At 36.1% G+C, this 15,479-nt stretch carries 15 protein-coding genes; 3 read left to right on the forward strand and 12 right to left on the reverse strand.

The genetic code is table 11. The features are described 5' to 3' along the window. Positions 1-14: 14 nt before the first annotated feature. A complete protein-coding gene (locus EL260_RS05775; RefSeq protein ID WP_123859254.1) occupies positions 15-398 on the reverse strand; it encodes a DUF3037 domain-containing protein in 384 nt (127 codons plus the stop codon). After that, positions 385-1,158 carry a HipA family kinase gene (locus EL260_RS05780; protein ID WP_123859255.1) on the reverse strand — a complete coding sequence of 258 codons (774 nt, stop codon included), beginning with the start codon at positions 1,156-1,158 and terminating at the stop codon, positions 385-387. Before EL260_RS05780 ends, EL260_RS05775 begins: the two co-directional genes overlap by 14 nt. A 100-nt stretch (positions 1,159-1,258) precedes the next feature. Between EL260_RS05780 and EL260_RS05785 the strand changes: the two genes are divergently transcribed. Continuing rightward, on the forward strand, positions 1,259-2,101 hold the full coding sequence (locus EL260_RS05785) for an alpha/beta hydrolase family protein (protein ID WP_123859256.1): 843 nt from the start codon (positions 1,259-1,261) through the stop codon (positions 2,099-2,101). A gap of 94 nt (positions 2,102-2,195) precedes the next feature. Then, on the forward strand, positions 2,196-2,711 hold the full coding sequence (locus EL260_RS05790; protein WP_123859257.1) for a hypothetical protein: 516 nt from the start codon (positions 2,196-2,198) through the stop codon (positions 2,709-2,711). A 94-nt stretch (positions 2,712-2,805) separates the two neighbouring features. Here EL260_RS05790 and EL260_RS05795 read toward each other — a convergent pair whose 3' ends face one another. The 10 genes from EL260_RS05795 to EL260_RS05840 all read right to left on the reverse strand — a co-directional run bounded on the left by EL260_RS05795 (position 2,806) and on the right by EL260_RS05840 (position 13,241). Beyond that, the gene (locus EL260_RS05795) at positions 2,806-3,411 is read right to left on the reverse strand and encodes a hypothetical protein (RefSeq protein WP_123859258.1); all 606 of its coding nucleotides are present in this window, start codon (positions 3,409-3,411) and stop codon (positions 2,806-2,808) included. Between the two features lie 14 nt (positions 3,412-3,425). After that, entirely contained in the window at positions 3,426-4,247 is an 822-nt protein-coding gene (locus tag EL260_RS05800; protein WP_123859259.1) for a flavin reductase family protein, read from the reverse strand. Positions 4,248-4,325: 78 nt separating this feature from the next. Beyond that, positions 4,326-4,637: a GxxExxY protein gene (locus EL260_RS05805; protein ID WP_228445622.1), complete on the reverse strand. Its 312-nt coding sequence runs from the start codon at positions 4,635-4,637 to the stop codon at positions 4,326-4,328. A 127-nt stretch (positions 4,638-4,764) separates the two neighbouring features. Continuing rightward, on the reverse strand, positions 4,765-6,012 hold the full coding sequence (gene fahA, locus EL260_RS05810) for a fumarylacetoacetase (RefSeq protein ID WP_123859260.1): 1,248 nt from the start codon (positions 6,010-6,012) through the stop codon (positions 4,765-4,767). Between the two features lie 56 nt (positions 6,013-6,068). Continuing rightward, positions 6,069-6,530 (reverse strand): hypothetical protein, encoded by a 462-nt coding sequence (locus EL260_RS05815; protein ID WP_123859261.1) that lies wholly within the window; start codon positions 6,528-6,530, stop codon positions 6,069-6,071. 73 nt (positions 6,531-6,603) lie between these two features. Continuing rightward, positions 6,604-7,734 (reverse strand): 4-hydroxyphenylpyruvate dioxygenase, encoded by a 1,131-nt coding sequence (gene hppD / locus EL260_RS05820; protein ID WP_123859262.1) that lies wholly within the window; start codon positions 7,732-7,734, stop codon positions 6,604-6,606. 246 nt (positions 7,735-7,980) lie between these two features. After that, positions 7,981-8,763 carry a hypothetical protein gene (locus EL260_RS05825; protein ID WP_123859263.1) on the reverse strand — a complete coding sequence of 261 codons (783 nt, stop codon included), beginning with the start codon at positions 8,761-8,763 and terminating at the stop codon, positions 7,981-7,983. Positions 8,764-8,901: 138 nt separating this feature from the next. Next, the gene (locus EL260_RS05830; RefSeq protein WP_123859264.1) at positions 8,902-10,176 is read right to left on the reverse strand and encodes an acetyl-CoA hydrolase/transferase family protein; all 1,275 of its coding nucleotides are present in this window, start codon (positions 10,174-10,176) and stop codon (positions 8,902-8,904) included. Between the two features lie 219 nt (positions 10,177-10,395). After that, a complete protein-coding gene (locus EL260_RS05835; protein WP_123859265.1) occupies positions 10,396-11,907 on the reverse strand; it encodes a succinate CoA transferase in 1,512 nt (503 codons plus the stop codon). Between the two features lie 182 nt (positions 11,908-12,089). Then, positions 12,090-13,241 (reverse strand): homogentisate 1,2-dioxygenase, encoded by a 1,152-nt coding sequence (locus EL260_RS05840; RefSeq protein ID WP_123859266.1) that lies wholly within the window; start codon positions 13,239-13,241, stop codon positions 12,090-12,092. Between the two features lie 122 nt (positions 13,242-13,363). On the opposite strand from EL260_RS05840, the gene EL260_RS05845 reads away from it, so the two are divergent. Beyond that, positions 13,364-15,433, forward strand: a complete 2,070-nt coding sequence (locus EL260_RS05845) for a TonB-dependent receptor plug domain-containing protein (RefSeq protein WP_123859267.1) — start codon at positions 13,364-13,366, stop codon at positions 15,431-15,433. Positions 15,434-15,479 lie beyond the last annotated feature (46 nt).

Below are 15,479 nucleotides of genomic sequence, written 5' to 3' on the forward strand. Positions count from 1 at the left end.
TTTTTGAGGGAATCTTACTTTACTAACTCCTCAAAAAGTTTACCAAAAGTGGTATTTAGATCCTTAGATTTTCCAGGATGAGGTCTTGAAGTTTGTACAACAGCGCTTCTTACAGCAGTAAGCCAACGGAATCGTTCAGGAATATCAAACTGAGCAATAGGTCCGCCATCCTTATCTCCATTGGCAATTTTCTGAAAGCTCTCCAGGTTTTGGGTGATATCATCATAGTCCAGTTTGCTGTGCATCAGCTTGAATTTATCAGGACATAAATAGAATTCCACGCGGATGAACTTTTCCCTTTTAGAAAACATGACCAATCCGATATTGAAAAATTCTTCTCTCTCAACTTTTGGTACCAAGCGTATTACCGCATATTCGTATATTTTATCCTCTTGCATTTTTGGCTTCGTTTACAAAGATTTGAGAATTTTCTAATCGGGTTGTCAGAAACTGAAAATAAATTTCACGAATCTCTTCGGGAGTTTCATCCGCATCGTTCCAGTGCAGCCAATCTTCAGGAATAGCATTCACAATATCCCTGAAAAGAGTTTCGTTCAGTACTTCATGCGCAAACTTATCTGCTTCATCCAGCATTTTAGCCTTTGGAAGAAGAACATGATCTTTCACATATTTGAACGGAGTTTTAGCCGCTGCATCAAAATTCTGCCATGAATGATGGAAATAAAATGAAGCACCGTTATCAATGATCCAAAGCTCTTTATTCCACATCAGCATATTGGCATTCTTAAATGTACGGTCAATATTGGTAATAAAGGCATCTAACCATACTATTTTTGAGGCCAGAAGCGGATCTACACTCACTCCCGGATCATAGGTGATGGAACCGGAAAGGTAATGCAACCCGAGATTTAAACCCTCTGAGAATTTTAGCAGATCCTGTATTTCCTCATCGGCTTCTGTTCTTCCGAAATCTGCATCAAGATTAACAAAAACCAATTCAGGAATCTTTAGACCCAACGCTTCTGTAATCTTTCCGCCTATAAATTCTGAGATCAGCATTTTAACTCCATGGCCCGCGCCACGGAACTTTAAGACATACTTAAAGTCATCATCAGCTTCTGCCAAAGCGGGAAGGGAGCCTCCCTCTCTCAATGGCAGAATGTAACGCATTACCGTTACTGTTCTTAAATTCTGCATGTAGCAAAAATAAGGTTATTTTTTAATAATTTTTTTCATAAATTTCAAATTAAATTAGAGTTTTAAATATTGAGAATATTGAATTAAAACCTGTTGTTTTATGAATCTGATTAGGGAAAAGAATATTTATTTAGAAAATAAAGAAACAAAAGGGTTTCTTGCTGATGCTTTTTATAGTGATACTCAAGAAAAACAGCCTTTGGTCATTTTTGTTCATGGGTATAAAGGCTATAAAGATTGGGGAGCATGGGATTTAATGGGAGAGAAACTTGCAGGAGAAGGTTTTTTCTTTGTAAAGTTTAATTTTTCTCACAATGGAACCACTGTAGATGACCCTCATCATTTTGGCGATCTTGAAGCCTTTGGAAATAATAATTATACCAAAGAATTGTCTGATTTAGGGGTTGTTATTGACCATTTTATCCTGGATCCGCATGTAAATCCTGAAAAGATTATCCTGGTGGGGCACAGCAGAGGAGGAGGGATTTCCATTATTAAGACTTTTGAGGATGAAAGAATCAACGGATTGATTACTCTGGCCAGCGTAGATACCTTGGATCGTTTTCCCACAGGTGATTTTTTTGAAAAATGGAAGAAAGAAGGTGTTTATTATGCTTTGAATGGACGTACTCAACAAGAAATGCCTCATTACTATCAGTTTTATGAAGATTATGAGCAGAATATACACCGTTTTGATGTAGAACGGGCTGCAGAAATGGCTAAAGCTTATATGCTGATTATCCATGGGACGCAGGATGAAGCCGTAGACGTAAAGCACGCGGAGCATCTTCATATTCTTAACCCGAATTCAGAACTTTTTCTTATTGAGAATGGAAATCATACCTTTGGAGCTAAAGAACCCTGGACAGACTCTACGTTGCCGGAAGATCTGAACATTGTAACAGAAAAGTGTATTGATTTTTTAGTTAAAAATCTAAAATAAGAAGTCTTCAGAAACAGTGCTCAAAATGTAAGTGATTTAAAATAAATCTATTAGAATCACGTTGTAATAAATTACCACTATACTAAATTTTATTATGAAAAAAACGATTACGAGCGCATTAGCGCTGTTGTTATTAGGAACTGTTATTTCCTGTAAAAAAGAAACCAACACTCAATCTTCTGTAAGTACAGATACGCTGGCTACCGTAATGCCAAAAGATTCTACTGTTAGTGCAAAGATGGATTCAGTAACGGCTACTGCTTCTTCAGCAGCAGTTCCAGTTGAAATTATTACCAAAAATGATGGAAAGTATCCTCATGATGTCAAATTATTTGAAGACAAAGGCCTGACTGAAAGATTGAAAAAATTGGTAGGAAAAGATTATGATGAAATGATAAAAAATTTCGACGTAGAAAGTCCTATTGTATCTGAAGGTGGAATCTATAAACTTCATGGATGTAAACAGCATGATTGCCCTGGATATGCTACTTCCGTTTACTATGATTCCAAAAATGATAACCTAAATGTTTCCATTGATAAAAACGGTAAAATAACTGAGTTTGCAGAAAAGGGAAAAATTACCGTTTCAAAAACATTGAATACTAAATAATTATTTGGTATTCGTTGCAGGAATCATATAATATTAAAATAAATATTGCTTTTCAATAAAAAAGGAGTGAAATTTTCACTCCTTTTTTATTGAATTATTGTTCGGTTTTTACCGCATTCTTTTTTATTGACTTTAAAAGGCTTCTGAAGTTTTTCATCGTCATCATTTCACTTGTCGGAGTAAAAATGGTTGCCTTTTCACCTTTTTCCAGTGAAACTTCGGAAGACGCTTTCAATGAATATATTTTTTTCATGGTTTTAATATCATAAACATCCATCATCGCAAAGGTTTCATTTTTCTTATAGTCATCCAGTTCACCAATGGAACGGTCTAGAGAGCTACGAAGCTTCATGGTATAAATGTTAACCAGAAAATTAAAATCAGAACTGTTTTTCAAGGTCTCAAGATCTTCCACTTCAGGCTCAAACGGAATACTGTTTTGAATTATATGTTCAGCTTTGGCCATTTTTAAATCAAAAGCATTCCCATTACTTAAATCTTGAAATAGCTGCATTGCTTCTTTACTCATCATTTCTCTGTGGTGCGAGTCTACACCCGTTTTGATGTTGTTAATCAACCATTTTTTGTCTTTTGAAAACACCAATGATTTACTGTAAATCCCGTAATCTTTTTTAATAGGGCAATAAACACATGATTGTAAAGCGATTGATAAAAAAAAGAAGAAAGCATATTTTTTCATGATTTGTATTCAGATTATTTAATTAAAATCTTCCAGGCTTCTTCAATGTTGCTTTCCAACAATAGCTTTTGGGCATCTTCATGAATATTTTCATCAGAATAATATTCTCCGGAAGGTAAAACTTCAACGTTCGCCAGCATTCCCAAATCATTTCCTGTAAATACTTTACTGTATTTGATAGCATCCGGCAAAAGATCAAAGCCAATTCCTTTTGTTACCAAAGGTTTAGGAACTTCAAAAAGGCTGTTTTCATTACTTCTGGAATACCAGTTGCTCCCTAAACGGGCGACCATATCCAGTTTTTGCTGATCTAAATTTCCTGCTTCATTCAGGTATTCTTCCCTGATATGAATCTTCTGAACCTCACAGATTACAAGATTTCCTGATCCTCCTTGGTTTCCTAAATGTTTTATTTCTAAGACTTTACATTCAAAGTTCACAGGGCATTCTTCAATCAGTTTGGGTTGTATCAGGTCAGCGTCTTTCATCGTAAGACCAGACTTTACAAATTCATTGACTCCTGTTTCATACTCCGTAGAGGCCAAAGAAATCTGCTGTACGATTGGAAAGTTTACTGTTCCAATAACAACTTCCGGTACTTCTAATACATTTTCAAGCGTATGTTTTGTAGTATTGTCACGTACTCTCCTCGATGGTGAAAAGATCAGAATTGGAGGAACCGTACTGAACATATTGAAAAAACTGAATGGAGATAAGTTATGATTGCCGTCTCCATCCACCGTAGAAGCCAATGCAATAGGACGAGGTGAAACGGCGGTTTGCATGATGGTCTGAAGCTGTACGGCAGTTATCTCAGAGGGGGTTACTGTTTTCATATTTTTAGTTAACTATAAAAATGATAAAACCACAAAAGTTACAAAAGTTTTTAAGTAAATAGCTTTGATCTTTAAAGATCAAAAAAGCATGTCGTAGTATTTATTTACAAAGGTTTCCTGTCCGTCATGATAAAGATTTTTTACATTAAAATCAACTAAGATGCCTTTAGGTTTCTTCATTAAGTTGATGTAATTTAAAAGCTGAGCCCTATGAATATCATTTAATTGAACAACTGATTTGAGCTCAATAACAATTAAATCTTCAACTAAAAAATCGCAAAAGAAATCACAATCTATTTCTTTTCCTTTATAATTTACAGGAACCTTCAGTTCAGATTTAAAACTAATATTTCTTAATCTTAATTCTTCTTCCAGGCATTTATGATACACACTTTCTAACAAACCAGCGCCTAGAATTTTGTGAACTCTATGAAGGCGCCGTTTATTTTATAGGTCAAATCAGTTAAATATGACTCTGTAATCATAAATCCTTTTGTGACTTTTGTGGTTAAATTAATTAATGTGTTGGGATAATTTTACCGGAAACTTCACCGAAACCTACTCTCACACCATCTTTCTCAGCCCATGCCTTCATGGTAACGGTATCACGATCTTCAATGAATTTTCTTTCTTCACCATTGCTTAATGATAAAGGATTTTGACCTCTCCACGTTAATTCAAGCATAGAACCGAAAGATTTTGGATCACTTCCTGAAATTGTTCCACTTGCATACATATCGCCAACTTCTACATTACATCCATTTACGGTATGGTGAGCCAATTGTTGGGTCATGTTCCAGTACATATGCTTGTAGTTACTTTCGCAGATCAGATTTTGTTCCCCATTTTCAGGCTGGATATAAACTTCAAGGTTGATATCGTAGTTTTTGTCTCCTTCAAATTTTAAATAATCTAAAACTTCAGGATCCTGTGTAGGAGAGGCGGTTCTGAATGGTTCCAAAGCTTCAAGGGTAACTACCCATGGAGAAATAGATGAACCAAAGTTTTTCGCAAGGAATGGCCCTAGTGGAACATATTCCCATGCTTGGATGTCTCTCGCAGACCAGTCGTTAAATACCACCATTCCGAAGATCGCATCTTCAGCATCTTTAGTAGAAATACTTTCTCCCATCTCCGTATTTTTGTTGATGATGAAAGCCATTTCCAATTCAAAATCCAATTGTTTGCAAGGCCCAAAAACAGGTTTATCTGCATCAGCTGGTTTTGTCTGACCTTTAGGACGGTTAATTTCTGTTCCGGAAACAACAATAGAAGAAGCTCTTCCGTGGTAACCTACCGGTAAATGTTTCCAGTTAGGGAGTAAGGCATTGGCAGGGTCACGGAACATTTTTCCTACGTTGGTAGCATGTTCAATGCTGCTGTAGAAGTCTGTATAGTTTGGAATATGAACCGGCATCATCATTTTTACTTTATCAAGATCATAGAATGCCTCTTCAATTGTTTTCTGATCTTTTGACAATGCCGAACCTTCCTGTAATAATGCCTGAATCTTTGTACGAACAGCATTGGTAACAGGTTTACCCAATTCGATAAATTCGTTGATGGTGTAGGCTTCAAAAACATTGTCGTCCAATCCTTCAATGTCTTCAAAATAGCCAAGATCATAAAGGGTAGCAAGATCAATAACCTGATCTCCGATTCTTGTACAGCATCCGATATATTCTTTATTGAATACTGCTACTCCAAAAGGAATATTATATATAGAAAAATCCGAATTTGAGGAATAGTCTACAAATGATTTCATAAGTTTAGATTTTAGTTAGATTAAAATATCATCCCGAGAAACTTTCCCCAAGATGTTTATTTTGCCTTTTTTGAGTAAGAGGCTTCATCAATCCATCGGTCTCTGGTATTGATATCAATAAGATAGAGAATATTGTCCTGTTGGGTAAGCAAAAGTGTTTTTGTGACAGGCATCGGGACCTTTTTGCCCTCAAGCATATCCGCTCGTAAAGAAACGATGTTCTTTTTTCGGATAATATCACCGGTAAAGACATTAGAACTGCTTTCTCCCGTAGATTTATCATCAAAAACCTCTACATAGGTTGCATTACTTCCTTTAATAACAATAAAATCTCTTTCTGTGTGGTCTGCCTCATCTTTAATGAAAACAAACTTTTTGTTGTTGATATCTACCTTTTCAAGATTTTGATTGATACCTCTTCTTGCTTCAAGTCTGTCCAGAATTGCATTCAGTGATCCATATTGTGCTTTTACACCTAAGGTTCCAAAGAATAAAATTCCAATTAAAAGTTTTCTCATTATGCTGTGTTTTATAAAAAAGTTTTGTCAGAACTTTGCATCCTGACAAAACTTACTATTTCTGGTTGTAAAATTAAAGATTTCCTCTTCTCTCCTGTTCTCTTTCTAATGCTTCGAACAATGCTTTGAAATTTCCGGCACCAAAACTCTGTGCACCATGTCTTTCAATGATTTCGAAGAATAGAGTAGGACGGTCTTCTACAGGCTTAGTAAAAATCTGTAACAGATATCCTTCTTCATCATGATCAATAAGTATACCTAAGTCTTGAAGTTTCTTAAGATCTTCATCAATATGACCTACTCTTTGAGGAACCATATCATAATAGGCCTCTGGTGGAGCAGAAAGAAACTCTACACCACGTTTTTTAAGTTCAGTTACCGTATGAATAATGTCTTTGGTAGCAACAGCAATGTGTTGTACTCCTTCTCCCTCGTAGAAATCAAGATATTCTTCTACCTGAGATTTCTTTTTACCTTCTGCAGGTTCGTTGATCGGGAATTTTGCAAATCCATTTCCATTTGACATTACTTTAGACATCAATGCAGAATATTCTGTGTTGATCTGTTTGTCATCAAAAGAAAGGATATTCACAAATCCCATTACTTTTTCATACCATTCCACAGTAGGGATCATTCTGTTCCAGTCTACGTTTCCTACACAGTGGTCTACGTACAATAAGCCAGCTTCTTCAGGTTGGTAGTTACTTTCCCATTTTTCATACCCAGGCATGAAAGCTCCATTGTAATTTTTTCTTTCCACAAACATGTGAACAGTTTCTCCGTACGTATAGATACCGGACATTCTTACTTCACCATGCTCATCAGTTAAAGTTACAGGCTCTAAATAAGGTTTTCCTCCTCTTTTAGTTGTTTCTTCGAAAGCTGCATATGCATCATCTACCCAAAGTGCCAAAATTTTTACTCCGTCACCATGTTTTTTTACGTGTTCGCTGATAGGAGATTCAGAGGTAAGCCCTGTAGTAAGTACTAATCTGATTTTTCCCTGTTGAAGCACATAAGATGCGCGGTCTCTTACTCCTGTTTCAGGACCCGCATATGCTACAGACTGAAAACCGAAAGCGGTTTTGTAATAATGGGCAGCCTGTTTTGCATTTCCTACATAAAACTCAATATAATCTGTACCGTTAATCGGTAAGAAATTCTCTGCTTGAGCAATCTTCTCGGCAAATGTAAGTGTTGACATATTTTCTCTTTTACTTTTATTTTATTGGTATGCAAATTACAAAATTCTTGGATATAGCGAAAATATTACGGCTGATTCATTGAATATATTTAACATAAAGTATAAGAAGTGTTCACTTAAGTATATTTAAGTTTCTTAAGTTCGAAATAAGCTAAGTACATTTGTAGAACAAAAAACAAGTGAGAAAAAAATATTTCGAACATGAAAGCCGCAGATTATCTCTGCGGCTTTCTTATTTGATATCGTTTATATCTTTCTGTTAAGCATTCCGGCATCCGGATTATAATTGTCCCAGATCTTCCAGGTATTATCTATTTTCTTGAAAAAATAAATTTGTGTACTGAGTTGGTTTACAAAATGTTCTTCTCCGGTTTCGCCAACTTTAAACAGCAGATTCCAGAATTCCTGGGATTCCAGGATTTTTTTATCCGGTTCATCTGTAACCATATGAATATCAAAAACTTCATAGTTGGAACGGTTGTTTTTTGTTACCAACTGAAAGTCTTTGTCGCAAAGCTCTTTACTGAATTGTGAAACTCTTTCCAGAAATGGAGAATCATCAAATACCAAATCTTTAAAAAGTTCAATATTATGATCGGGAAATTGTTTACAGAATTCAAAAGCTTGAGCACAATAATCATATATAAACCTGGTCATGAAGGATAGGTCATCAGTTTCGTTCTCATCCTTTTTCTTATGCCTGATGAAAAGGATATAATCATTAAGGTCTTTATAGCCCAGAAAAATACATATTTTATCCAGTGTTTTTAAGAATCTTAAATCACTGTGGGTTTTGTCCTGGTAATCATTTTCAAAAAAACGCTGCAGCGTAACGTGTGAGATCGTGCTCCCGATTTCGAATTTTTTACCTCCTTTAAGTTCTTCAGCTTCAGATAGCTCATCTTTAATGATTTCGGAAAGAATAATATAATGGCTTCTCTTCCATTCATTCACATTCCCCAAAACAGAATTCCTTACCTTCGAATGCTTTACCACTTCTTCTCGTATCGAATTATATATAGTCTTCAATTTCCTTGTTTTAAAAAGATTTTTATCAAAAACATTGCCAAAATATTAAGGCTTTTTTATGTTTTATTGGTATAAGTTAAAGATATTTTTTAAAACTCTAAATAAAAATTGAAGTTAAAATATATTATTAATTGATTATCAGTGTTTAAACCTTTCAAAAGCAGCTCTTTCAAGCATTTCTCTATCATCAGGATGGGCAATGCTAATCAGCTCCTGCGCTCTCTGGCGAAGGTTTTTCCCATACAGATAAGCGGTGCCATATTCTGTAACAACGTAATGGATGTGACCTCTTGTGGTGACTACACCTGCCCCTTGTTTCAGAAAAGGAACAATCCTTGAAATTCCTTTTTTTGTTCTTGCAGTGATGGCAATGATAGGTTTTCCATCTTCGCTTAAGGCAGCACCACGCATAAAGTCCATTTGACCACCAATACCACTATATTGCAATGTTCCGATAGAGTCTGCGCATACCTGTCCGGTAAGGTCAATTTCAATGGCAGAGTTGATGGCTACCAGTTTTTTATTCTTCATGATATTGATCGGGAAGTTGACCTCACTCACATCTCTGAAAGCAAAAACAGTGTTGTCATCCACATAATCATACAATTTTCTGGTTCCAAAACAGAAGCTGGTAATGGTTTTATTGTCGTTGTAGCCTTTATATTTATTATTGATTACATCGTTCTGAATAAGGTCTATCACACCATCACTTAACATTTCGGTATGAATACCAAGATCCTTATGGCTATGCAAACATTGTAAAACAGCATCAGGAATAGTTCCTATACCCATTTGTAGGGTGGAACGGTCTTCAATAAGTTCCGCTACATTTTTCCCTACCAGCATTTCTTCAGGACCAACTTTTGAACTATAATCCACGGTGTGAAGTTCTTCTTCATGCCAAACGAGTTTATGGATTCTGCTGATGTGAATCATTCCGTCTCCATGAGTTCTGGGCATTCTTGGATTAACCAATGCAACAATAATTTTCGCAGTATCTACAGCAGCTCTTGCAATGTCTACAGATGTTCCCAATGTACAGAAACCATGCCTGTCTGGTGGCGAAACGGTTACCAAAGCCACATCCAGCGGGAGTATATTCTTTCTGAATAAAATGGGAATTTCACTTAAAAATACAGGAACAAAGTCTCCTCTGTCTGAATTTACAGCATCACGAACCGGCGTAGATACGAATAAGGAATTGACAAAGAATTTGTCTTTATACTCAGGTTTTGCAATTTCTATATTTCCTTGTTGGGTAATAGAAACCATTTCTACCTTGTCTAACCTGTGAGCTTGTCTTGCCAGTTCATCAATCAGATAATTGGGAGTACATGCGCTGCCGTGGAAAAATACACGGTTACCGCTTTTTATCGTATATATCGCTTCTTCTGCGCTGATGTAATTATTCATATTTTATCTTTTTTATTATAAAATTCCTGACTAATTTCTATTTCATAAATGCCTAACCTCTCTCAAAGATAATCTTTATATCCCTATTTATTTCAAATCTTGTAAAGGAGATTAAAAGACTTTTATCATATTAATGAATCTTATAAATTTAATAAAAAATAAAGGACCAAATGAATAACATCTGGTCCTTTTATAAGGTTCAATTGAAATATAAAATTCTTAATTGGAAACTTCGGCTGCTATAGTCTGCTTCATACTTCCGGTTTCTGAGAAACGTAAATGCCAGCTGAAGGCTTCTTCCAGAAGATGAGGCGTGTGTCCTCCACGTTCACAAGCTCTGTCAAAATAAGATTGAAGTTCTTCTCTGTAATCAGGATGAACACAGTTGTCAATAATTTTCTGAGCTCTTTCTCTTGGGGCTAATCCTCTTAAATCAGCCAGTCCTACATCAGTAACCAGAATGTCAACATCATGTTCTGTATGGTCTGTGTGAGAAACCATTGGAAGCACGTGGGAAATATTGTTGCCTTTGGATGCTGCCTGAGTTACAAAAATACTTAAGTAAGCATTTCTTGCAAAGTCTCCGGAACCTCCGATTCCATTCATGATTTTTGTGCCGCCAATATGGGTAGAGTTTACATTTCCGTAGATGTCAAACTCAATAGCAGTGTTGATGGCAATTACTCCTAATCTTCTGATCAATCCCGGAGTATTGGAAATATTTTGAGGTCTTAAAACAAACTTATCTTTATATTTTGAAAGGTTTCCTAAAACTCTTTCATAACATTCTTTAGAAACCGTAATAGATGATGCAGAGGCAAAACTTAATTTACCAGAATCTATCAGGTCAAAGGTGCTGTCCTGAAGCACTTCGGAAAACATGGTTAAGTCATAAAAATTACTATCCTTAAATCCTGTAAGTACAGCATTAGCTACTTTTCCGATGCCTGCCTGAAGTGGAAGCAATCTGTCTGTAAGACGTCCTAACTGTACTTCATTTTCAAAGAATCCAAGAAGGTGCTTGGCAATGGCTGTTGTTTTCTCATCCGGTTCTGCAATATCTGCAGGACTGTCTTTAAGATTGGTAAAAACAATGGCTTCAATTTTATTAGGATCTACAGGAATGCTTTTTCTTCCGATTTTATTCCATGGAGCTACGATAGGAATTACATTTCTGTAAGGATAATCTTCAGCCTGGTAAATATCGTGGATTCCATATACTTCTTCCGGAACTTCCGTATTGATTTCAATAATCACTTTTTTCGCTAAAGCAGCAAAGGTCACTGAATTTCCTACTGAAGTGGTAGGGACAATACTTCCGTCTCTTTCGATATAAGCTGCTTCTATAACAGCTACATCAATGCTTTGAAGATTTTTGGTGTGTAGAAGTTCGGCACTCTCACTTAAATGCTGATCGATGAAAAGAATTTCACCTTTATTGATTTTATTTCTTAAAGTAGGGTCTACCTGGAAGGGCATTCTTTTTTTTAAGACATTGGCTTCTGCCAGTTTTCCGTCTGTGCCGTGTCCCAATGAAGCTCCGGTCATTAAAGTGACTTTAAGATCTTCTGTTTTTCCTCTTTCCGCCAGTGCTGGCAAAATGGCTTTGCTGTCACCTGCTTTTGTAAAGCCGCTGGACCCTATGGTCATACCGTCTTTAATCATTTTTACAGCATTTTCAGCCGTAGTTACCTTTTCGTGTAGACTTTCTAATCTGATTCTTTCTAACATGTAATATTGATTTTTATTAAACCACCATTACTTAGGATGCGATATGAAAAATAATGATGGTCATATGTGAACCATACCTTACAAATTTACGAAAAAAGCTGCTTTAAATAAAGGATTTAAAGCAGCTTTTATATGTATTCAGTAATAGTTTTTCTTAATATGAGAAAAGAGCTTCTACTGTTTTATTCCAACCATGAAGTTTTGTAAGACGGATCTTCCACTTTTAAAGCTTCTTCCGTAATTTTTAATGGGCGGAAAGGGTCTACCATTACCGCGTATTCCTCCGTAAATTTTTTCCCGATACTTCTTTCCATAGCTCCCGGGTGAGGACCATGAACGATTCCTCCCGGATGAAGGGTGAAGTCCATTAAATCAATATGATTACGGCTCATAAAATCACCTTCCGTATAGAATAATACCTCATCGGAATCAATATTGGAGTGGTTATAAGGTGCAGGAATAGCCATTGGATGGTAATCATACATTCTTGCACAGAAAGAGCATACTACAAAATTATGCGCTTCAAAATTCTGATGAACCGGTGGGGGTTGATGAATTCTTCCTGTAATAGGTTCAAAATTTTTGATATTAAACTTATAAGGATAGAAATATCCGTCCCAGCCTACCACATCAAATGGATGAGTAGCATAAATAAAGTCTGTGATCTGGTTTTCCTTTTTTACTTTAATTAAAAATTCTCCTTTTTCATCTTTAGGTTCATTAAAAGAAGGAGCAATAATGTCTCTTTCACAAAACGGAGAATGTTCTAAAAGCTGCCCGAATTCATTTCTGTATCTTTTGGGAGTGTAAATAGGAGAGTGGCTTTCCAGTACGAAGAATACGGTATTTTCAGACTGTAATTCTACCTGATAAATGGTTCCTCTTGGAATAATAAGATAGTCACCAACACCAAATTCAAGATCTCCCACAAATGTTTTCAAAATTCCGGTTCCTTCATGGACGAATAAAAGCTCGTCGCATTCTGCATTTTTGTAGAAATAATCCATCGATTTTCTTGGCTTTGCCAATCCCATTTTCAGATCGTTATTCATCAAAAGGATCTTACGGCTGTCCATGAAATCGTCTTCAGGAGTGACATTCATTCCTTTGAACATTCTTGGTGTAATGTTTTTCTCCACCGCAATTTTTGGAGTTACATCTTTCGGTTCCCCGATTGATTTGATCTGTGTAGGGCGGTGAATATGGTACAATAGAGAAGAGATCCCATGAAAACCTTCGGTTCCGAAAAGCTGTTCATAGTAAAATTTATCTTCCGGAGATTTAAAGACGGTATGTCTTTTTTGTGGGATGTTTCCCGATAGATGATATCTCATTTTACTTTCATATGTAGTTTCTCAAATTTAATCATTTTTCATGAATTGGCTCAATCAAATATTTATTGACAAGTTTTGTAATTCAAAAATAATTGTTAGATTTGTCTAACAATTTTAATTTCATGAAGCGAATATTATTTTCTATTACTTTTTTATCCTCTTATTGTTTTGCCCAGGAGACAGACAGTTTAAATTTAAATCAATATAAAAACACAGATTCTGCAAGGGTTTTCAAAAAAGAGATCAAAACAAGTACTATTGAGGATGTAGTGGTAACCGGAACTATAAAACCAATGAGCAGATCCAAAAGCCCGGTGGCAGTTGAGATCTACAGCCAGAAATTTTTTCAGAAAAATCCTACTCCAAGTATTTTTGAAGCCATCAGTATGGTAAATGGAGTAAAACCACAGTTGAACTGTTCTGTATGTAATACCGGAGATATTCATATCAATGGGTTGGAAGGACCTTATACCATGATCCTGATTGATGGAATGCCCATCGTAAGTTCACTTTCTACGGTATATGGATTGAGTGGAATTCCCAACAGTTTGGTAGACAGAATAGAAGTGGTAAAAGGCCCGGCATCTTCTATTTATGGCTCTGAAGCAATGGGGGGAGTGATTAATATTATTACTAAAAATGCTTTAACGGCTCCAAAGCTAAGTGTAGATATGATGACCAGTACATGGGCTGAAAATAACCTTGACCTTTCTACGAAGTTTAATCTTGGAAAGAATGTAGCTTCATTATTAAGTTTAAATTATTTCAGTTTCAAGGAAAGGATAGATCAGAATAAAGACAATTTTACAGATTCTACTTTACAGGACAGAATTTCTATTTTTAACAAATGGAATTTTAAAAGAAAAGATAACCGACAGGCGAGTTTTGCGATGAGATACCTCTATGAAGATCGTTTTGGAGGTGAAATGCAGTGGAATAAATCTTTCCGTGGTAGTGATGAAGTGTATGGAGAAAGTATTTATACCAACAGAGCGGAAATTTTCGGGTTGTATGAATGGCCGATGAAGGAGCATATCGTGACTCAGTTTTCCTATAATTATCATGACCAGAATTCTTTTTACGGATCCAATCCGTTCAATGCTCTTCAGAAAGTAGCTTTTGTACAAACGTATTGGGATAGAAGTTTCGGAAAACATGATATTACAGCCGGGGTAACTTTTAAAAGAACTTTTTATGATGATAATACTCCGGGAACTCTGGCATCAGATGGCATAACCAATGCTCCGATGAAGTCCCCGATCTGGGGGGCATTTGTGCAGGACCAATGGGAGATTAATGATAAAAATACTTTGTTATTAGGATACCGCTATGATTATGATAAGGTGCATCACTCCATACATTCTCCAAGGTTCGCATGGAAATTCTCACCGAATCCGTATCATACATTGAGATTCAACTTCGGAACAGGGTTCAGAGTTGTGAATCTTTTTACAGAGGATCATGCTGCGCTGACCGGTTCCAGAGAAGTGGTAGTGAAATCAGATCTGCAGCCTGAAAGATCTGTGAACGGAAATTTGAACTATATCTGGAAAATTCCTGTGGGAACCCGAATGGTGAATCTTGATGCTTCGGCTTTCTACACCTATTTCAGTAATAAAATTGTTGGTGATTTCGACTCTGATCCGAATAAGATTATTTATGATAATCTTCATGGATATGGAATTTCCAGAGGAGCTTCATTGAATGTGGATTTCAGTTTTTCATTTCCTTTAAGTGTTAATGTAGGAGTAACCTATCTTGATGTCTATCAGAAATATGATGATGAAAATCAAAAAACACAGCAACTGCATGCTCCAAAATGGAGTGGAACCTATAACCTGACCTATAAATTTCCTAGTAATCTGACAGTAGATTTCACAGGACAGTTTTATGGGCCTATGAGACTTCCGGTTTTGCCTAATGACTTCCGTCCTGAATATTCACCATTTTATTCGTTGGCTAACATTCAGGTTTCAAAGAGCTTTAAATCCGGATTTGAAGTTTATTGTGGAATTAAAAACTTATTCAACTTTACTCCTAAAGACCCTCTGATGAGGCCTTTTGACCCGTTTGATAAATATGTTGATGATCCGGTCAGCAATCCTAATCATTATACTTTCGATACCGCTTATGGATATGCTCCAATGCAACGTATCAGAGGGTTCCTGGGAGTGAAATATACCCTAAAATGAGACCTTTTATTTTATTTTTAATGTTTGTGCCCTGTCTTTATTTGTC

It is taken from the genome of Chryseobacterium nakagawai, from assembly GCF_900637665.1.
Lineage (GTDB): Bacteria > Bacteroidota > Bacteroidia > Flavobacteriales > Weeksellaceae > Chryseobacterium > Chryseobacterium nakagawai.